The sequence below is a fragment of the Flammeovirga kamogawensis genome (genome assembly GCF_018736065.1).
Lineage (GTDB): Bacteria > Bacteroidota > Bacteroidia > Cytophagales > Flammeovirgaceae > Flammeovirga > Flammeovirga kamogawensis.
The window spans coordinates 1,401,244-1,421,591 of sequence record NZ_CP076129.1 but is presented as its reverse complement, the minus strand read 5'-3'; the positions used below and the strand labels follow the sequence as shown (position 1 = coordinate 1,421,591).

The 20,348-nt window shown below is 30.5% G+C and carries 10 protein-coding genes; 4 read left to right on the top strand and 6 right to left on the bottom strand.

Annotated elements, in window-relative coordinates; all coding sequences use genetic code 11:
- Positions 1 to 124: 124 nt before the first annotated feature.
- The 3 genes from KM029_RS23790 to KM029_RS23780 all read right to left on the bottom strand — a co-directional run bounded on the left by KM029_RS23790 (position 125) and on the right by KM029_RS23780 (position 6,639).
- Entirely contained in the window at positions 125 to 3,949 is a 3,825-nt protein-coding gene (locus KM029_RS23790) for a hybrid sensor histidine kinase/response regulator transcription factor (protein WP_144076300.1), read from the bottom strand.
- A gap of 243 nt (positions 3,950 to 4,192) precedes the next feature.
- Entirely contained in the window at positions 4,193 to 5,809 is a 1,617-nt protein-coding gene (locus tag KM029_RS23785) for a sulfatase family protein (protein ID WP_144076299.1), read from the bottom strand.
- 173 nt (positions 5,810 to 5,982) lie between these two features.
- The gene (locus KM029_RS23780) at positions 5,983 to 6,639 is read right to left on the bottom strand and encodes a hypothetical protein (protein WP_158631201.1); all 657 of its coding nucleotides are present in this window, start codon (positions 6,637 to 6,639) and stop codon (positions 5,983 to 5,985) included.
- 418 nt (positions 6,640 to 7,057) lie between these two features.
- Between KM029_RS23780 and KM029_RS23775 the strand changes: the two genes are divergently transcribed.
- From KM029_RS23775 to KM029_RS23765, 3 genes are all read left to right on the top strand, one after another.
- On the top strand, positions 7,058 to 8,608 hold the full coding sequence (locus KM029_RS23775; RefSeq protein ID WP_158631200.1) for a sulfatase family protein: 1,551 nt from the start codon (positions 7,058 to 7,060) through the stop codon (positions 8,606 to 8,608).
- A 316-nt stretch (positions 8,609 to 8,924) separates the two neighbouring features.
- Complete coding sequence (locus KM029_RS23770; protein WP_144076296.1) at positions 8,925 to 10,451, top strand: sulfatase-like hydrolase/transferase; 1,527 nt, start codon at positions 8,925 to 8,927, stop codon at positions 10,449 to 10,451.
- Positions 10,452 to 10,599: 148 nt separating this feature from the next.
- Positions 10,600 to 12,195 carry a sulfatase family protein gene (locus tag KM029_RS23765; RefSeq protein WP_158631199.1) on the top strand — a complete coding sequence of 532 codons (1,596 nt, stop codon included), beginning with the start codon at positions 10,600 to 10,602 and terminating at the stop codon, positions 12,193 to 12,195.
- A gap of 852 nt (positions 12,196 to 13,047) precedes the next feature.
- On the opposite strand, the gene KM029_RS23760 is transcribed toward KM029_RS23765, so the two are convergent.
- From KM029_RS23760 to KM029_RS23750, 3 genes are all read right to left on the bottom strand, one after another.
- The gene (locus KM029_RS23760) at positions 13,048 to 14,946 is read right to left on the bottom strand and encodes a sulfatase-like hydrolase/transferase (RefSeq protein ID WP_144076294.1); all 1,899 of its coding nucleotides are present in this window, start codon (positions 14,944 to 14,946) and stop codon (positions 13,048 to 13,050) included.
- Positions 14,947 to 15,155: 209 nt separating this feature from the next.
- Entirely contained in the window at positions 15,156 to 15,671 is a 516-nt protein-coding gene (locus KM029_RS23755) for a hypothetical protein (protein ID WP_144076293.1), read from the bottom strand.
- Between the two features lie 120 nt (positions 15,672 to 15,791).
- The gene (locus KM029_RS23750) at positions 15,792 to 18,632 is read right to left on the bottom strand and encodes a glycosyl hydrolase 2 galactose-binding domain-containing protein (RefSeq protein ID WP_144076292.1); all 2,841 of its coding nucleotides are present in this window, start codon (positions 18,630 to 18,632) and stop codon (positions 15,792 to 15,794) included.
- Between the two features lie 351 nt (positions 18,633 to 18,983).
- Here KM029_RS23750 and KM029_RS23745 point away from each other — a divergent pair, with 351 nt between their 5' ends.
- Entirely contained in the window at positions 18,984 to 20,285 is a 1,302-nt protein-coding gene (locus KM029_RS23745; protein WP_144076291.1) for an alpha/beta fold hydrolase, read from the top strand.
- Positions 20,286 to 20,348: the final 63 nt, after the last annotated feature.

Genomic DNA, 20,348 nt, shown 5'->3' with positions numbered 1-20,348 from the left:
CAAAAACAGCTAAAAATGGTCAGTATAGTTGATTATGATGGATAAATTAGAGAATCATTTATTATTAGAGAAAAAGAAAAATGTTGGTCTTAATACTTACTATTATAAGACCAACATTTTCTATTTAAACACTTAAAGTTTCAATAAATTCTTTTGGCGTTTTACCTTGATGCTTTTTAAAAGTTGTACTAAAGTACTTTGGATCATTAAAACCAGATTCATAAGCAATATCAGCTATACGCAAATCACTTCTATTTTTCATTAACTCAATAGCATGATTTAATCTAATTTTTATTATCAAATCTAAAGGAGACATTCCCGATAACTTTTTCAGTTTTCTAAATAAATTTGATCTACTATAACCAAGGTGTTCACATAAAACATCAATTGTAAATTCCCTATTTGTTACATTCTTTTTAATCTCTTCGACAACATTAGAGAGAAATTCTTGTTCTGCTGAAGTTGATTTAGGCTTTTCTGCTACTTCTTCTTTTTTAGAATCAATTAAATTATGAATCAAGTGACGTGATTTCATAATGTTATTGACGGTGACTTTCAACATTTCTAAACGGAAAGGTTTTTCAATATATGCATCTGCTCCAATTTCTAAACCTTCAATTTTATCTTCAATAGCACTTAATGCCGTAAGCATGATAACAGGAATATGACTCGTTTTATGATTATTTTTTAAAATGTGACATAATTCCTTTCCACTCATCTTTGGCATCATTACATCTGTAATTACCATATCTGGCAAATGTTCTAATGCAATAACAAGTGCTTCTTTACCATTTGGAGCTTCGAGAATTTTATATTCTTTCTCTAGTTCTGCTTTTACAGAAGCTCTTATATCTTCGTTATCTTCTACTAAAAGAATCACTTTATGTGTATTGATTTCAAGTTTAGGAAGATTATCTACTATTTCTTCTACCTGAGGCTTAATTTCATTTTCTGCAAAATGATTTTTACCTAATGGTAATTGAATTGTAAACTTAGAACCTATATCAATAGTACTTTCTAAATGAATAGTACCGTGATGTAATTCAATAATTTTTTTAGATAATAACAACCCAATTCCACTACCAGTAATATTAGTAACCAATGCATTGCTTGCTCTATTAAACCTTGAAAAAATCTTTTTCTGCTGATCTTCTGGAATACCTATGCCATTATCAACAAAACTAATTTTCACTTTATCACCTTCAATATCTGTCACAATCTTTATTGTGCCACCTTCATTGGTATATTTGATAGCATTAGAGATTAAGTTATTAAATACTCTAATCATCTTTTCCATATCAAACCACACCTTTATATCTTGAGAAGAAATTGTTAATTGTATCGATTTATTTTCCAATAATGGTTTAAAATCTAATACCATTTCTTCTATAAAACTTTTTAATTCTATCTCTTGTACAATTACACCTAGCTGATCTCTTTCAGCCTTTTGGAAATCTAATAATTGTGTAACATAATCGTTCAGATGCTTGGTATTTCTTCTAATTAAGTTGAGGGAGTTTTCTTTGTTGATGTTCTTTTGAATTTGATCTGATGCTAACTGAATTAAAGATACAGGTGTTCTAATATCATGAGCTACATTAATAAAGAATTTAATTTTCTCATCACTAAAACGTTCTTGTTCTTTTGCTTTCCAAATCAAATAAGCAGTTACTATTAAACTTATAAATAAGAAAAAGTAGATAAGTATAGCAATAGTTGATAAATAGAAAGGATTCTCTATTTCAATGTCAAGGTCAATCTGGTCTTTTACTAAAATACCATCTGGATTGTACATTTTTACATTTAAATGATATTTGCCAGGAGATAATTTTGAGTAAGTAACACTTCTATTTGAAGACGAAACAGGCGATTTATCTACTCCCATTAGTTGCCATACATACGTGTTCTTTTTGTTACCGTAAAAAATAGGGGTTTCAAAAGTAAATGATAACGTATTCTGATTATGGCTTAATACCATTCTTTTATTTATAGTAGTAGTGTTTATACCTAATTGAGTACTTGGAACTCCATTAATTCTAAAGTCTGATAAATATAAATGTGATGGTACTGTTGCTTTTGGTATTTTATTTGGATTAAAAACTACAGCTCCTTCATTTCCTCCAAAGGCAATTTCACCATTATAAAATTTAGCACTCGCTCCAAAGCTAAACTGCTTCGCTTTTACACCATCTTCATGATTAAATTTTCTAAGGTTACCATTTTTTATAGTATATCTATATAAACCTTCTACAGTACTCAACCACAAAAATTCATTGCTACTTTCTACACCAAAAACACTAAATGATAATTCATTTTTCTTAATTTGAGTAACTTTATTAGTCGTTAAATCAATAAAATAAAAGCCTGTTGAGGCTGCAACCCATAACCTTTGTGTATCATGATTTAAATAAAGATCTTGTACTTCTCTAATATTAAAATCATTCTTCTTTATTACTCTTTTATAAGCATTTGTTTTTTCATTTAATTCAAAAATTCCATCTTTAGAACCAATAAATAAATGATTGACCAAGTTTGAACGTATAATTGATCTTACTTTTGTAATCGTATACGATTTTGCATATTTACCATCAACAAATTGTTGTAAATTTTTACTATTTCCTCCAATCCATAACTGATCATCAACAACGTAACTAGTAAAAACTAATTTCAATTCCTGTTCTTTATTAAAATATCTTTTTGTTAATCGCTCTGTTTTCGGATCAAAATTTAAAACCCCTTGTCCGTAAGTACATAAAATAATCTCGTCTTGATAGAGGTTTATATTTAAAATTGCTGTATTCCTTAATTCTTTTAGGTGTTCATAACTTTTCCAAACCCCTTCTTTTGATTCACTATAAAGACCATTCTCCGTACCGTACCATGTAGTGCCATCTTTATCTAAAAAGAAGCTTCTTACAATGTTATTACCAATACTATTTTTTTCATTTCGAATATGTTTTATATTCTTAAATGGTCCTTTTTGTGTTTTTACAAAATCAACTCCAATAGCACCAACTGAAAACCAATAGGTATTTAATGAATCTACATAAATGTTATGAACATTATTTTGTCTAATAGATGATTCTTTATCAATATCGTTTGCAATTAAGTCTTTAACATTAAACTTTTCATCTAATACATATACACCTAACCTATCAACACTTACCAAAGGCACACCATTATTATCAAAAGCGATAACTCTTACAGCATATCTTTTCTCTGATAAATCAAAGGGTGTTTTATTTACTAACTTATCGTTATCTAGAATAAATAAGCCTAAGAACTCTGTTCCAAACAAAATTCTTCCAGCCTTATCTTTATTAAGACATAGAATATCAGACTTTTGTAAATAACATTTGTCAAAGGTTAACTCGTTTTTCTTTTTGGAATAGGTAAAAACGCCTAACCCATTTGCAGTCCCTAGATATACTTTAGAATTATGGACTATAATTGATTTTATATAATTGAATTTATCAAACTTAAATTGTTTAAGTTCTTTTGTGTTGATATCAAAAATCAGTACAAATTTACGTGTACCTAGAATAATTTTACTATCATCTAATTTTTGAGCAGAAATAATAAATTTAGTATAATCACTATACAACTTTTCAAAGTCATCGGTGGCATAATTATATTTTAATATAAAGCCTTTTTTCCCAATGATATAAGTTGAATCTCCAAAATTAAGTATTTCGTTAATGCTTTTGTTCTTAATATGAATATGATTGGATAAATCGTAAGATTTCAATTCGAATCCTGAATACCGTAATAAGCCAGAACCTGTTCCTAACCAATAATAACCATTTTTATCGGGCTTTATTGATGTAACATATTTATTTAATGTTCCTTTTTCTGATAATAATTGTTCTACCTCATAACAATATGAATTTGAAGTAAAAATGTTTAGTAAAAGGAGTAAAGTAACTAAATTTAAGTAAAAAAATTTCATAGGCGTGGTTGACGCAAATAGTGGTAAAATCTATCATTCAAATATATTTAAAAATTACCAAAATGATAATATTTACCTAGTAAAAATATTCACATTCATTTAAAAAATATGATATAAATGATATTATGACGATATTTTACAATTCTGAAAGCGTCGTTTATATTTAGTAATTCATTTCTAAAATAGGTAAAAAAGGAGTGATAAAAGAAACCATTATCACTCCAAGAAATTATAGACTTAAATTTAAAAACCTGGTTCGTAAACCCTTTTTATTTTAGTATCAGTCTTAAACATCATTTCTTTATAATCATCTTCTTTATATTCTTTTTGTAGCGCTTCTATTTTTGTTTTAAGTCTTGCGGTCACTTCTTCAGTACCCTTTTTACCGTAAATATTATTTACCTCATTTGGGTCTTCTTTTAAATCATACAATTCCCAAACGTCTTGAATTTTACCTTTTTGTTTTTCCGGATTGTAGTAAAAATGAATCAGTTTATACCTTTCTGTTCTTACACCATAATGCGGTTGAACATGATGCCACCAAGGGTATTCATAATAATGATAATACATGGCATCTCTCCAATCTTTTACATCTTCTCCTTCCACAATATCTTTAATACTTTTTCCTTGGATATCAGATGGAATCTCTACACCTGCAAAATCTAATAATGTAGGTGCAAAATCAATATTCATTGCAATTTTATCAGATTTTTGATTTGGCTCAATATGATTAGGATAGCGAATAATAAAAGGCATTCTTAAAGATTCTTCATACATAAATCTCTTATCAAACCAACCGTGCTCCCCTAAATAGAAACCTTGATCTGAAGTATAAACTACAATTGTATTCTCAGCTAAACCATTCATTTCTAAATAATTAAGCATTTCACCAATATAGTAATCAACTCCTTTTACACATCTTAAGTAATCTTTAATGTATTTTTGGTACTTCCATTTTTTTAATGCTTGACCTTCTAAGCTAGGATCAGGAGACCATATTGTTTTATTGTTGTTTCCTTCGTTATACCATTTTCTTTTTGCACTTGCTGATAGTTCTTCAGTTGGGTCAACCTTTAGGTCTTCTCTATTCAAGTTTCTTTCAATTGACATCCATGCATCTTCAGCAGCTGCTCTTCCTGCATAAGTATCATTAAATGTTGCTGGTTCTTTAATCTCAATATCTTCAAATTCATGAGCAAATTTTGGATCAGGAGACCAAGGACGATGAGGTGCTTTAAATTGATACATCAACATAAAAGGTTTGTCAGATCCTTTTCTACTTTCTAACCAATTATGAGCATCTTCCCAAATTTGTTTTGTTGAATGATTACGAGTTTCTTTAATGGTATCAACACCATTCTCTAAAAAAATAGGATTAAAATATTTTCCTTGTCCACCTCTGTTAATCATTACTTTAGAATAATTAAAACCAGTGGGAGTAGACCCTAAATGCCATTTTCCAACAACTGCAGTTTCGTAACCTGCCTTTTGTAATAATTTTGGAAATGTTTGCTGACTACCATCAAAATCCCCTCCTTTTTCATTTTTAAAAAATCCATTAACATGGCTATATTTACCTGTTAAAATTGCGGCTCTAGATGGACCACAAATTGCATTTGTACAGAATGTATTATTCATAATCATTCCTTCAGATGCAAGACGGTCTATATTTGGTGTTAATTCAGGAAATTGTTTAGATAATTCACCTCCATAGGCACTAATTGCTTGAGTGGCATGATCATCACTCATTATAAAGATAATATTAGGTTGCTTTACATCCTGACTAGACGATGTAACTTTTGTACAACCCAAAATGCTTGTGAGTATAGTAAGTAATACTAAAAAATTATTTTTTTTCATTTTTCTATAAGTATATAATTAATCTTATCGTTTTTGATGTTAAAAAAGGGAGGAATAGGTATCCTCCCTTAATTTTTTTAGACTACTTTCTTATTCAAGTAATCTAATTAATAGATAGTCACACAACACAGTTTATTATATAAGTAGTCCGATAGTTAATAATCACACAACAACTAATTGTATTCTAATGGATCTAATACATTATAATTATCCGTATTTAAAAGATCCGTATTTTCATTTTCTCCCCAATTAACAACAGTAACTAATTTTACATTCTTCAAGATGTCGTACTGTTGTTTTGTAAGTATTTCTTTTTCTCTATTTGAGCATTCCATACGTGCATTTTTCTTTTCTTCTGCAATCTCCGGACTAGTTTGATTACCATACTTCTGTTCTATCTCTAAGTTTTTTAGCTTCAACGTAAAGATGGCATCATGTAATTCTTCTTTTTGTTTTGGTGTTAATTCTACCATAAACTTTATCTGTCCAATTCTATCTTTTGAAGAATGATACCTCTGAATTTTTTTAGCTTGAAATGGCGAAATAATATTACTTAGATATATATAATATTTCTTATCTATTTTCTTTTTATGCATTGGTTTAGTAAAGTCATCTAAAGTAGTATCATAACTCACTTTGATTTTCTCAAGATACCTTTCTTTATATAATTCAATTATCTTGTCTTTTTGAGTTTGATTTATAGTTATAAATTCATCATAACTCTCTACCCAAGATCTTATATCTTGCTCTTTCTGTTGGTCTATCTTTTGAGCACTAACAGAAACTAAAGTTATATACATAAATATTGATAGGAATAAAGAACATTTCATTTCAGTAAGTATTTAAAATTAATAAAGTTTTGCAACTGATTGTAATGTAAATGTATATCAATAAAATTTTGACTACCTCCTGTTCAAGCTTATTTACTTGTTTTTAAACTGTTTAGCACTATTATTAATACATTCTGCCACTATTTTAAACCTATCTAACAAATCATTTGTAATCCACTTCTTCTAAAGATCTTAAGACTCTTTATTTTAAAACACTTTACTTCTTAAAGAATTAATTTATTATTTTCCTACTGCTTATATATAATCAATAGACAGACTATTATTTATTTACAAATGAGTATTTTGGCTTCTAATCTCAAAATATCATCATGAATGACCAATTTATCAACTTACTATACTACTCTTATAATTATATTTGCTCTATAAGATTGTGACTTATTTAATAAACGAAATGAATATGAAAAGTATTTATAACTCTCTACTCCTATTTGTGTTTTTAACTGCTTCAATAAATACCTTTGCAGATAAAAAACCATCAGAAAAGCTGAACATATTATTTATTACTGTAGATGATATGAACTGGGACTCCCCGGGTATATATGGCAACAAAATCAAAAGTATTAGTCCAAACATAGATGGACTAGCTGAAGGAGGTATTAGGTTTCAGCATGCTTATGTACAATCTCCAAACTGTTCTCCTTCAAGAGGTGTATTTCAATCTGGTTTATACCCTCATACAAGCGGAATGAGAGGGTTTTATTTTGTAGACTTACCACATGAAACACTTCCTCAAATATTACTAAAAGAAGGTTATTACACTGGAGTAATTAATAAAGCTATTGATTCTAGCTTCTCTCCTGATTTTGACGATACTTGGAATTACTATGATAAAATAGATGGTAAAGAGAAAAGAATACCAAGCACTTATTATAAGCATATGAATAAATTCTTTTCTGAAGCTAAAAAAAATAAAAAACCATTTTATGGTGTAGTAAATATTGCCGACCCTCATAAACTATTTTATAATGATCCTGGAACTCAAAAAGAAGGCTACGTAAACCATCCCCCTTCAATAATTTATAAAAAAAATGAGGTAGAAATACCAGAGTTTCTTCCAAATCACCCTAAAATTCAGCAAGAAATAACAAATTATTATAACTCAGTAAAAAGAGCAGATGATTGCTTAGGAGCGGTTTTAGCCTCTTTAAAAAACGCTGGAGCTGAAAAAAATACAATAGTTATTTTTGTTTCGGACCATGGAATGGCATTACCTTTTGCTAAATCATCTTGTTACCAAAATGGAGTAAAAACACCTTGGATTATAAAATGGCCAGGCAAAATAAAACAAAATACAGTCGAAAAAGAAATGATGATTTCTGCTGTAGATTTTATGCCTACTGTACTTGATATCCTTTCTATTAATAAGCCGGAACATCTTCAGGGAATATCTTTCTTACCAACTTTAGAAGGAAAAAAGCAAAAACAAACTGAATTAGTATTTACTGAATTTAATGAGAATGCAGGTGGAACTCCAAGACCAATTAGAGGTATACATTCTAAGAAATACAATTATGTTTTTAATAGTTGGGCAACAGGTGATCTAATTTTTAAAAGTGCTGCACAATCTCATGCTTCCTATAAAACCATGAAACAAATGGCACAAACTGATATAGATGTTAAGAGAAGATTTGATTATCTAAACCATAGAGCCGTTGAAGAATTGTACGACTTAGAAAAAGATCCTAATGCTCTAAATAACTTAATAGATGACCCTAAATATGCTGACATTGTCAGACAAATGAGAGGTGAAATGCAAAATTGGATGGAAAATACAGATGACTATTTACTTACAGCTTTCTTAGCAAAAGAAGATAAAGCAAAGTTAGCAGAGTTAATGGCTAAAGAAGAAAAAGAAGCCTATTTTAGAGCTTCATCTTTAAAATGGAAACGTCACAAAAATACATCTGGCAAAACTAAAGGCCATACTAAATTATATATTGTACAGTAAAATCACTCCCCCTTAACTTTAATAGAAAGGCTTTATCATTCAGTTGGTAAAGTCTTTTTATTTAAAAAATAGATTATTTGTTCATTTCCGGTTAACCATAAATTTTCTTACCTCAAATGGTATAATATTTATAAGGTTGATAAGACTTAAATGTTGAAAATACAGGTGCCCAATATTTAAAACTATTTGGCATAAACACAAACACTAATAAGATTAATACTCAATAGTTTTGTGTATAAACTCAATCTGTGAGTTGTGAAATGAAATTATTAGAAACTCTTATTTATAATAAAGAGTTTACAAAAATTGATTGACTATGAACAAGAGATTATTTATAACATTTTTAGTAGTTTTTTTTACTAAAAATGTTTTTTCGCAAGAGAAACCAAATGTATTATTCATTCAGACAGATCAACATGTTTGGTACGGTCTAGATTTCGTAGATAAAGGTTTTGATACTCCTAATCTAAATACATTGGCTGAAAATGGCACCTATTTCAGTAATGCAATAGTAACAACACCATCATGTTCTCCTGCTAGGGGAACTTTTGTTACAGGAATGTATCCTCATAGCAATACTATCATAAATAATTTAGTCTCCAAACCTAATGCTAAATACAAACAACATGGTGTCGAAAAAATTGAATATCAATTAACTGAAAACATTTTATTTGATAAAGGATACTTTACAGGACATTATGGTAAATGGCATATTGGAAAGAAAAAAGTATTAAAATGCTACAAAGGTAGTTTACTTGAGGGGCAATCGCATAGCTATGATGCCAATAAAAACTATAAGGAAAAATTAGCTAAAGAAATGGCAAAAATAAATCCTAAACCTTCTGATCAAGAACTTTGGGGATATCCTCTTTACCAAAGTAAAGTTTTTACAGAAGCATCCGGAAATACTAAATGGAAACATAAAGGTATTTTAGCTACTGGAGAAACATCTATTCCTGTAGAATTATTGCCACACACTTCTATTACAAATGAGGCGATTAGAACAGTAAAAGCTAAAAAAGGACAACCATGGATGATTACTGTAAGCTATCATCCCCCACATATTCCTTGGGCTATGCCTGAACCTTATTTTAGCATGTACAATAGAGAAGACATGAAGGTTGATATGAGTGAGTCTGATAAAGTACACCCTAATGCAAATAACATGGATGCCCAAAGATTAGGCAGATTAGTAGGTGAAAAAGGAATCAAAGAGTACTTGGCAATTTATAGATCTCAAGTGAAATATATGGATGAAGAAGTTGGTCGCATAATACAGTCATTAAAAGAAACAGGTCAGTATGAAAATACATTAATAATTTTCACTTCAGATCATGGTGATATTCAGGGAAGATTTGGTGCTATGGGTAAAAGTTTAGATGGCTTCTATGATGAATTAGTTCGTGTTCCTTTAATTGTAAAAGCACCTAATTCAACTAACAAAAAAATGTTGAAAGATAAACATCAAGTAAGTATAATAGATATTATGCCTACCATTCTTGACTATTGTGGAATTGAGATCCCTAAACAAGTACAAGGTGCATCTTTAAAACCTTTAGTGAATGATAAAAAAATAGTGTGGCGTAAGTATAATGTATGTGAAAGAACGTATCCACATAAAAATGATTATGTCTGCAGAATGATCACAGATAGTCATTATAAATATGTTTTTTATAGTAATGGACCTGATGCATTGTATGATTTAAAGAAAGACCCTAAAGAATTGAAAAACGTTATTGACAATAAAAAGTATAAAGGAAAAGTTGAAGAGCTAAAAACAGCTTTGACAGAATGGATGGTGGAATCTAATGATACTTACCTTGCTAAATATTTTGAGATCTAAATAGACCTTTTGATAATACTTGCACTCAATTGGTATAAAATACCACTAGTTTGACACGAAAATGGATTTTCATAAAGTGTATCAGTATTAATTTTAAACAAATTATTCGAATAACATCTTTATGGATTTTTTTGAAAATATGAAATGTATGAATTATAAAGCTAACAATCTATTTGTAGGATTACTACTCTTGCTACTAAGTACAAATTGCGGATCGATATCAAATAAAAAGACGGTTACGCAAAAGTCTAAGCAACCTAATGTGTTGGTAATCATGTGTGACCAACTCAATTACAAGGCTTTAAGCTGCTATGGAGGACCTGTACCTACACCAAATATTGACAGAATTGCGAAGGAAGGAGTTAAGTTTAATAGAGCTTATAGTGCTACTCCTTTTTGTTCTCCTTCTCGTGCTTCTATTGTAACTGGACTCTACCCACATCAACATGGTGTGGTGCACAACTTAGGATCTAAGCAGGAAGATGGAATCAATATTAATGATGAAACTACCGGTAAGTTGCTAAATCAAGAAGGTTATGCTACTCACCAATATGGCAAATGGCATGTAGAAAGTGATTCCCTAAATTACTTACCTTATTATAAGGATCAGTATGATTATGCTTATCAGTATAAACAAGAGATGGCCGATAGACAAATTACGGTGCGTAAGGAAGATGGACAGGATTGGATGAATTTCTACAATCAATTTTGGCCTGTAGAGGTAAGTGAATCAATGGTAGATAAAAGAGATCATTTAGAAAATGTTTGGAAGGATGTCAAACACAGGGACTTTGTGATCAAAATGGGGCGTTTAAGGTTAAAACCTGAAGATTGGATTGATGATATTTTAGCCAATCGTACCGTTGCTTCTATCAAAAATGCGACGGCTCAAGACAAGCCGTTTATGATTACAACATCATTTATATGGCCGCATGATCCAAACTTTGTGCCTGACCCATATTATGGACTATTTAATCCAGATTCTTTACAGATGCCACTAACAAAATTACCAGAGACTAAGTTTGACAAATCATGGTCTAGAAGAATGGTAAAAGGATATGGTGATGAAGGCCTGAGAGAGTTTTTACGTATCTATTACGGTGCTGTAAAATATCTTGATGACAGAGTTGGAAGAATTTTAGGAGAACTAGAAGCTCAAGGTGTACTTGATGAAACGCTCATCATCTTTACGGCTGACCATGGTGACATGATGGGCGAACATGGAATGGTTTGGAAGGTCAATGAGTCGTTTTATGATGATATTGCCGCTATTCCTTTCATGATCCGTTACCCTAAACTCATCAAACCGGGTGTATCTGATATCCCAGTAAGTCTTGTCGATATCAAACCTACTATTTTATCGTTTACAGATACGGAATACAAAGAAGATGTGGCAGGTATAGATATTATTCCATTCTTAACGGGTGAGAAAGATAAATCATTAGCACCTAAATATTCATTCTGTGAACGTATCAAACCACATCCAAAAGGTGGTCGTGAGGTGTTAGAAACTGCAAAAGGTGCTTTTATGGTACGTGGTGAGCAATACAAATTAGTCATGTATCCTGATGGTGATAGTTTCTTTTATGACTTAAAGAATGATCCGGGTGAATCAAAAAATATAATCAATGACAGTAAATTTAACAAGCAAATCCTTGAACTGGAAAATGCATTGCAGAATTGGTTAGATGAAACAGGTTGGAAAGGAGCAAAAGTGAATTATATGTATCGTACAGTATCCTAATATATTATTGTGACATCGAATTAATGGTTTCGAAATACTAAAGAGGGTTGTCTCAAAATCTTAGTAAAGATGACGGGGCAACCTTTTTTATGTTGCAAGCTAAAATTTTAATTATTGAATTGTATAAAAAATCACACTGTCAGTATAACCAAATAACACCTTTAATATCGACCTATTAAATCCGATCACATGCTACACTTTTGTCTCTAAGATTTCTTTTCATTTATTTTCAATTAATGGTTCTTTATCAGAATGTCCACAATCTAAATATAAAGGTTATAAATTTTAAGATACTTATGAAGTTCTGCCATAACATATGAATAAATTAAATAATTTCTACCATGAATAATATGAGTTGGTATATTTTAAATTTCATTTGTACTATTCAATATATGGTTTTCCTCCATAAAACAATTGTTAGTTAAGTAATGAGCTTCCAATTTTGATGAAGATTTGTAAGGGAAATCTTTATCAAAATTGATAAACTTGACCATCTGAAATACTAGTAATAAATATATAAAATTCATGGTATGTCAACTCATAACTAAATGTATTGATCTCGTCTTTAGTTTCATAAAATATTTTATTAGGCTCCATTAATAAAATGATCAATTGAAAATTTATTACCTAGGAAAACAGAGCGTAAAATTAATTCTTTTACTTTCTGTGGATACATTATACTAGATCCACCAAATACTACTTTTTTTACTGAAAGTTTTCTGTGTGGATTTCATTAAAATAATGATAAAAAAAAACTGACTCATTTTTTTAATTATGAGACAGCCTTTTATTTGAAATCCAAACAGTATCGTTATTTAAAACTATCCACTTTTCATCAAAAGAAGGTAATAGCTATTTACTAACTATTAATTCACTTATATGAATAGTTTTATCAGATTTTAGAATATGAACAAAATAAACTCCAAAGCTCAAACCATTTATTACAATTGAAGATGTTATACTTTTTTTATCAAAAACTACACGCCCTTGTTGATCAATGATTCTAACATCTACAACATCATTTATATTGAGTTTAATTTTCTCTCCATTTTTTATTGGATTAGGGTAAAAAACGACTCCTTCTTGTTGACCTTTTAAACTACTCATTACTGTAGTATTTTCTTCGATACTCTCATCATTTCCCTCATTATCAGTATCCTCTTGTTCTTCATCCTCTTCCTCTTCAGAAGAGAATTCTACAAGATTAGATGCACCTAATTCCGTTAATTTACCTTCAGGTCTATTTTCATTTTTAATGTTTCGCTTCCACTCTAAGCGTGTTGCACGTTCTTGAGAAATTTCAATTCTCTCTTCCATAAACGCTTTAAGTTTAGTCGTATCATCTTTCACTAGATATCCTTCTAATGCAAAATCATTGGTTGTTCTCATCCAATTTTCCATTCTTGTTCTAAGGTCCTCCAACACTTCTGCATATTCAGGGTCATTGATCAGATTGTGCTTTGAATAGGGATCATTTTTAACATCATACAATTCTTCAACAGTTCGATAATTTAAGAAATCAACCCTTTCTTTTATTTCATCATGTTCTTTGGATAATGTAATATAGGTTGCATACGATCTGTACCAACGACATTCCATTGTTGCAAGATAATCCCCTGTACCCCAAGCATTAAAAATATACACAAAATCTTTTGAATGCACTGCACGCATAGGACGAGGTTCTGCTGTAGGACCTTCATTGTGTTCTACAAAAACATATTCCCTATCCTCTTCAACTTCTCCTTTTAAAACACCTAACAATGAACTACCAGCTAACGGTCCTGGTACTTCGGTATTTGTAGCTTCAAGAATTGTAGGCATCATATCAATTGCTGAAATCATATGTTTGGTGTCTATTTCACCTGCTTTTACTTCATTAGGCCAAACTACAATCCATGGGGTTTTAACACTCTGAGGATATAAATTTGACTTCACAAATGGAAATGCCATACCATGATCTGAAATATAGACAATCAAAGTATTTGACATCATTCCTGCATCTTCAAGTACTTTTAATATATCTCCAATACAATCATCTCCCCTTCTAACAGTATTATAATAATCTGTCATTTCTTCTTTAAAATTATCATACTGAGGAAGAACTGGATGAATAGGAATGTCATCTTGATGATAAATTAAGGATGGGGGATTTTTATCAAAACCATCTTTAGTATCTTCACCTCTATAAAATGGTAGATGTGGGTCTTGTACATTTACGGAAGCATAAAATGGTTTATTTGAAGTCTTGGCTTCTTGCAATAACTCTTCAAATGCTACCTTATATTTATTCGCTGTTCTTGAATTTATATTTTCGAAAGAAGCTACATAATCCCAATATTTTTTACTGTTATTTGTAGGTGCAGAATCCACTACTTTTTGAATAATACCTGTAAAATAACCGTTGTTTCTTAAGGCTTCTGGTAATGTTGCTTGAGGGAAATCAACACTAAAAAAACCTTCTACTCCACTATTATGAGAATAATTTCCGGTATGAAAAACATTTCGAGAGGGACAACAGTTTGGAGCTTGCACGTATGCGTGTTGAAACAGCATTCCTTCCTCAGATAGTTTATCAATATTGGGGGTTGTATTTTTCACTTTAGCACCGTACGCTCCTATCGAATCAAAGTTTAAATCGTCTGACGTTAAAAATAACACGTTAGGCCTTTCTTGTGATTTGGCTGCATAGGGTGTTAAAATAAGTATGACAATACCTAGATTGATGATTGATTTTATACTAAAAAATTTCATTCCACTTTTGTTATTAGATGATCATTATTATATCAAATCCTACTAAAAAGTACAGTTAAACTATTACTAAATAGAGACTTCATAAATATAAATTGGCAGCTAAAAAAAAGGGTTGATGATTAAGTCAAATTATTTCAAAATCTATCCTAAAGCACCTATTTTCAATATATTTAAAGTACTTATTCTAAGATACTTTCAGGAGTCATTTTTTACAATGCCACTATAAATTTTTCTATATCATAAATGTTCTTTCGATTAACCCCTGCATCAAATTGAGTCAAAAAAAAGTTAGGCTTACTCTTCACTTCAAAAGTATTATCATTAATTAATACTATTGTTATTTTTTCACCAAAAAAAGAAGATAAAGAGGGTTTGGTCCGTCCCTCAATCTCATTAATATTGGTGTCCAACTTCCATTGAACACTTTTTAAAGTCCTATTTAAGTGATCAAATAAGGTAGTAAGTGAAACATCTTTAGTAAAAATGGCTTTTTGTTTTACATACAAATCTGCTACTTCTATCTTCTCTAAGCCTATAGCTTTCAGTTGCTTTTTCTGATACTTTATTGAAATCCAAGTCATAAACAGAGCATTTACAATAGAAATATAGAATAAGTTAAAAACATCAATTGGCCTGTCTTCATATATATAAACTAACGAATAGATGGTTACAAAAAATAACGTAGCAATCAGTATCCTCTTAATATAAAATAGTGGTGTGGTCATAAAGTTTTGAGTTATCTAGTATTGAACTCAAAAATAATTTAAAACAAAGAATAAAAAAACCTGACTAAGACAAAGTCTTAGCCAGGTTACAAAAGCTATATAAAAAAAGAATATTATCTACTAAAATACAGGGCTCACATTCCCTTCCGAAACATTATATCCAGTTACTCTAATCTTAATTTCCTCTGTTAAGTTAAGCTTATCAAGGTCAATTATTCTTGACTCTCCTGGTAATAAAGCAAAGTAACCATCAGAGAAATATGCAGGTAGGATAACTTCTCCAGTTGCTGCACTTAAAGCATTTAATTTTACATTAAGTGCTGGAACATTTGATGTATTAGAAATTTTAAATTTACGTGACTTAGAGTTAGCTGTAAGTTCTTTTACATTTAATTTAACAGATGCTAAAGTATTCATTACTTCAAAATTCTCTTCCTCACTTTTTTCCCAATATTCATTGATAGAAATAATATTTTTTGCTTTATCTCTTAACGTCAATCGAATTAAATATATAGTATCAATATTCTTAGCCAAATCAGTGGTAGTTACTACAGTTAACTGATTTTTTGGGACATTAACTTTATAAGAGTCTGATGCTAATTTCTTTCCATAAACATCAAAAACATCTACAGAAGCAACCGCTTTTGTTAAAGCTGTTTGCGAAGCATTTGCAATTTCAATTTGTTGGTTTTGAACATTTCTCTGAATATGAATTGGCTCACTACCTTTCTTACTAGCGTAATAAGAACCAAAAGTTTCATAATCCCAAGAGTAAACTTGCCAAACTGTACTTGGCCATGCAGGGTGTGTCATCCATAATAACAAACCTGTTGTATTATTCCATAATTTACTGTTCCAAGATTCGAACATGTTTCTATGGCTGTTGTAGTTTATAAACTGTGCCTTTTTACAGAAATCATCAATCCCTGTGGCATCTCCATAAAGTTCATTTAAATGATCTACATAGTCTTCTTGTCCCCAATGGAAATCGTGATAAGCCCAAACATCATTTATTGGCCACAAATCTTCTTCAGCCATCATTTTTCTCATAGATTCTGCTGTAGGAATTGATGTTGTTCCTAATTCTGAAGAGAAACCTCCTACTTTATGATCAGCATAATAAGTTGGGTCTTTTACATATTTCCAAGGACCACTACTTTTTAAATTCAAATTTCTTGAGTTTCCTTGATAAAAACGAGTACCATCATATTTTGTAACTAACGTTGATAACTTCGTTTCAAGACTTTCTGGAGCATATCCTTCATTTCTAGGACACCAAACTACTATTGATGGGTGATTTCTATACTTTAGAACAACCTCTTTAGCATTGTTCATAAATAATACCTCATCGTTAGGTAATAAGTTGTGATTTTGAGTAGATAACCAGAAGTCATTCCACACCATCATACCGTATTCATCACAAAGTGCATAAAATTCTTCTTCTGTAGATTCTCCAGTCCAGTTTCTAATTAAATTAAAATGGGCATCTTGGTGCAGTTTCATATATGGTTCTAAACGCTCTCTTGATACGCGTTTCATACCATCATCCATACCCCAATTTCCACCTTTAACAAAGATCTTTACTCCGTTTACTTTAATCACTAAATAAGGTGACAATTGTGCATCTTCTCCTTTTTTAAACTGATCTAACGAATATCCTTCAGCAATTGAAGGTACAAATACACCTGGCTGTACTTTTCTTGGTTTTCTATTGTTTAAAAAGTAAGTATCTTTTGTATTATCACTAAGTGGGTTGTACTCAATTCTAGCATTTTGTTTTTCTCCAGCATCTACTGTAAGACCAAAAGACAACTCTCGAATACCAAACTTAATTACTTTATTATCAAGTTGTTTCCCTGCTTTATCTTTTACTGATAATTCCAACGTATATAGTTCTGGCTTACCATAACCGTTTGGCCACCATAACCTTGGGTTCTTAAAGTTTAACTCTTTGAATTCTTCTGCTGATAATGCAATTTCTTCTGTAGAATTCCCTTCAATTTTGAATGATTTTGAAACAACTTTGTTCTCAATTTTAGCTTCTACTATAACTTCTTTTGCATCCTTTGATTTATTCTGAAAAGATGAAGTGATATTAACTTTAGCTTTTGATAAATCTGGTAAATCAAGGTCTGTAACTACAAAAGGGTTTTCTATACTAACACCGCCTTCAAAACGAACACGTACATCTTGCCAAATACCTATGTTTCTATCACGAATACCAGGAATCCAATCCCATCCTTCAGACGAAATAAATGTTGGCCCATCCATACAAAGTTGACCTCCATTTACTCCTCTATCTGCTAAATGAGCTTCTTGGGGAATACCTGGGTTTGGTGGAGGCAAAACCTGAACAGCAATTGTATTATTATCTTGAACTAAAGCAGTGATATCGAATTTACCTGTTACAAAAGCACCATCTAAACGACCTACTTTTGTACCGTTCACCCAAACAATTGCTCTATAATTAATACCATTTAAGATTAAATATTTTTTCTCTGAATTTCCCTGTGTTTGAGGGACAGAAAAAGTAGTTCGATACCACCAATTTTTACGGCATAAATCTTCAGGAATGCTTGTATTATATACGCCAAAATAAGGATCTGGATAAACACCTTCATTTACTAATGTAGTTAATACCGTACCTGGAACTGTTGCTGTATACCAATCATCGTCATTATAATCTGCTGTAGAAATATCAAAACCGGTGTGTCTTAATTTTTCTTCTTCAATTAATGTCCAATTGTCTTGAATAATAATTTCATTTTCCTCAGATACCTTTGTTACACTTTTTACTTCTGGTCCTACTCTTAATGCCTTATCAATTGTTTTAGATTTAGATTTAGGTACAGTGTTAGGATCTTGTGGAGCTCGTAAACCAAAATTGGATTTTTCTTTTTCTTGTGCTATTAGTGTCTGCATTGACAAACACATTAATAATAGTGCTAATATCTTTTTCATACTTTATCCGCTATGCGTTAAAAAATTGTATTAATAAATGGTAGTCGATGTTTTAGTTGTCACACATACATTGACATCTACAAAAGTGGGTATTCTTTAATCTTTTCAAGTTTAGTTACAATTCAAAAGGGTAGAAAATAGTACTAAAATAGCCATATTAGACCTGTAAAGAAGGTTTTGATACGATTTTAGAATTTTTATTTGGGTTTTTAATAAGTTCGAATTTTTTTTGATGCTCTTCGTTTGTTTTGAAAGTATAACTCTTCTTCAGGATTAACATTCCAACTATTTACAACAAAAATGTTTCTTTATTCCGTATTCAATTATTCACTAACCAAAAACTGAACTTCAATGAGATATTATGCTAACTCTTTAATTTTATTCCTTTTTTCTATTCAATTTTCACATGCTCAAACCCCTAGAGATATTGTTTCAGTCTTTGTTAAACAACTTAATATTGAAAAGTATGCAGGAGGAGAATTTGTTTTTTCTGCAGATGTAAAAGCAGATACTATGACCTCTAATTCTTCTTCTCACTTATGGGTAAGAATCGATGACAGAAAGGATAATACAGTTTTTTTTAACAATATGTATAAAAAACCAATACAATCTAATGTATGGAAAAACTATTCTATTAAAGGTAAAATTGATAAAAAATCAAAGGATATATTATTTGGAGGCATATGCCTAAATAAAGGAAAATATTATTTCGATAATTTTGATTTGAAAATTAAAATGAAAGGAGGTGAATGGGAAACAATAGCATTACCAAATGCAAGATTAGAAGATACTACATATGATAACAATTGGGGTACTTTTAATTTACCTAAAGATTGTAAATTTGAAATTCATAAAGAAAAAGATAACAATTGTCTTATAATAGATGCAAGTCAATTATCAATCTATGGCTACAACAAAAAAAATGGAAAGTTTGCAGATGTAAATGGAGTAAAACTATATTATGAAACATATGGTGAGGGAGAACCTCTCCTCCTAATTCATGGTAATTCTCAATCTATTAAAAGTTATGCAGCGCAAATACCTGTACTCGCTAAAAAATATAAAGTCATAGCAGTAGATACAAGAGGACATGGACAATCTACCGAGGATGGAACTTCTTTTTCTTATACTCTTTTTGCTGATGATATGATCGCTTTAATAGAGCATTTAAATCTGAAAAAAGTGAATGTTTTAGGATGGAGTGATGGAGGAAATACTGGACTTATTATGGCAATGAAAGCACCACAGAAAATAAATAAACTTGCTGTTATGGGTGCTTGTCTATTTAATGATGAAACCTCTATAAAACCTGAAATTAATAAGCAACTTAAAAAATTGATCAGACAATTAGAAAAACAAACGAATGAAATCACTTTCCAAAAAAGGATGATGTATTTATTGAGAGATGAACCAAATATTAATCCCAATGACTTACAGAAAATCACTTGCCCTACTTTAATAATGGCAGGAGAAAATGATTACTTTTTTGAAAGCCATACTAGATTAATTGCCGAGAAAATTAAAAATGATCAACTAATAATTTTTAAAGGTGGAAATCATATGGAACCTTCTACTAATCCAGAACGATTTAATACAACAGTAATATCGTTTTTCTTAGATGAGAATAATACTAACAATAAAAATGTAAACTAAACCAACATGAACGAACAGGAAGTAAAGATTCTTACAATTATTTATAATAACCAATAACTTTTT

Bases quoted from the DNA above. Each gene is read 5' to 3' on its own strand.
- KM029_RS23790 (WP_144076300.1), bottom strand. From the start codon at position 3,949: ATGAAATTTTTTTACTTAAATTTAGTTACTTTACTCCTTTTACTAAAC.
- KM029_RS23785 (WP_144076299.1), bottom strand. From the start codon at position 5,809: ATGAAAAAAAATAATTTTTTAGTATTACTTACTATACTCACAAGCATT.
- KM029_RS23780 (WP_158631201.1), bottom strand. From the start codon at position 6,639: ATGAAATGTTCTTTATTCCTATCAATATTTATGTATATAACTTTAGTT.
- KM029_RS23775 (WP_158631200.1), top strand. From the start codon at position 7,058: ATGAAAAGTATTTATAACTCTCTACTCCTATTTGTGTTTTTAACTGCT.
- KM029_RS23770 (WP_144076296.1), top strand. From the start codon at position 8,925: ATGAACAAGAGATTATTTATAACATTTTTAGTAGTTTTTTTTACTAAA.
- KM029_RS23765 (WP_158631199.1), top strand. From the start codon at position 10,600: ATGAATTATAAAGCTAACAATCTATTTGTAGGATTACTACTCTTGCTA.
- KM029_RS23760 (WP_144076294.1), bottom strand. From the start codon at position 14,946: ATGAAATTTTTTAGTATAAAATCAATCATCAATCTAGGTATTGTCATA.
- KM029_RS23755 (WP_144076293.1), bottom strand. From the start codon at position 15,671: ATGACCACACCACTATTTTATATTAAGAGGATACTGATTGCTACGTTA.
- KM029_RS23750 (WP_144076292.1), bottom strand. From the start codon at position 18,632: ATGAAAAAGATATTAGCACTATTATTAATGTGTTTGTCAATGCAGACA.
- KM029_RS23745 (WP_144076291.1), top strand. From the start codon at position 18,984: ATGAGATATTATGCTAACTCTTTAATTTTATTCCTTTTTTCTATTCAA.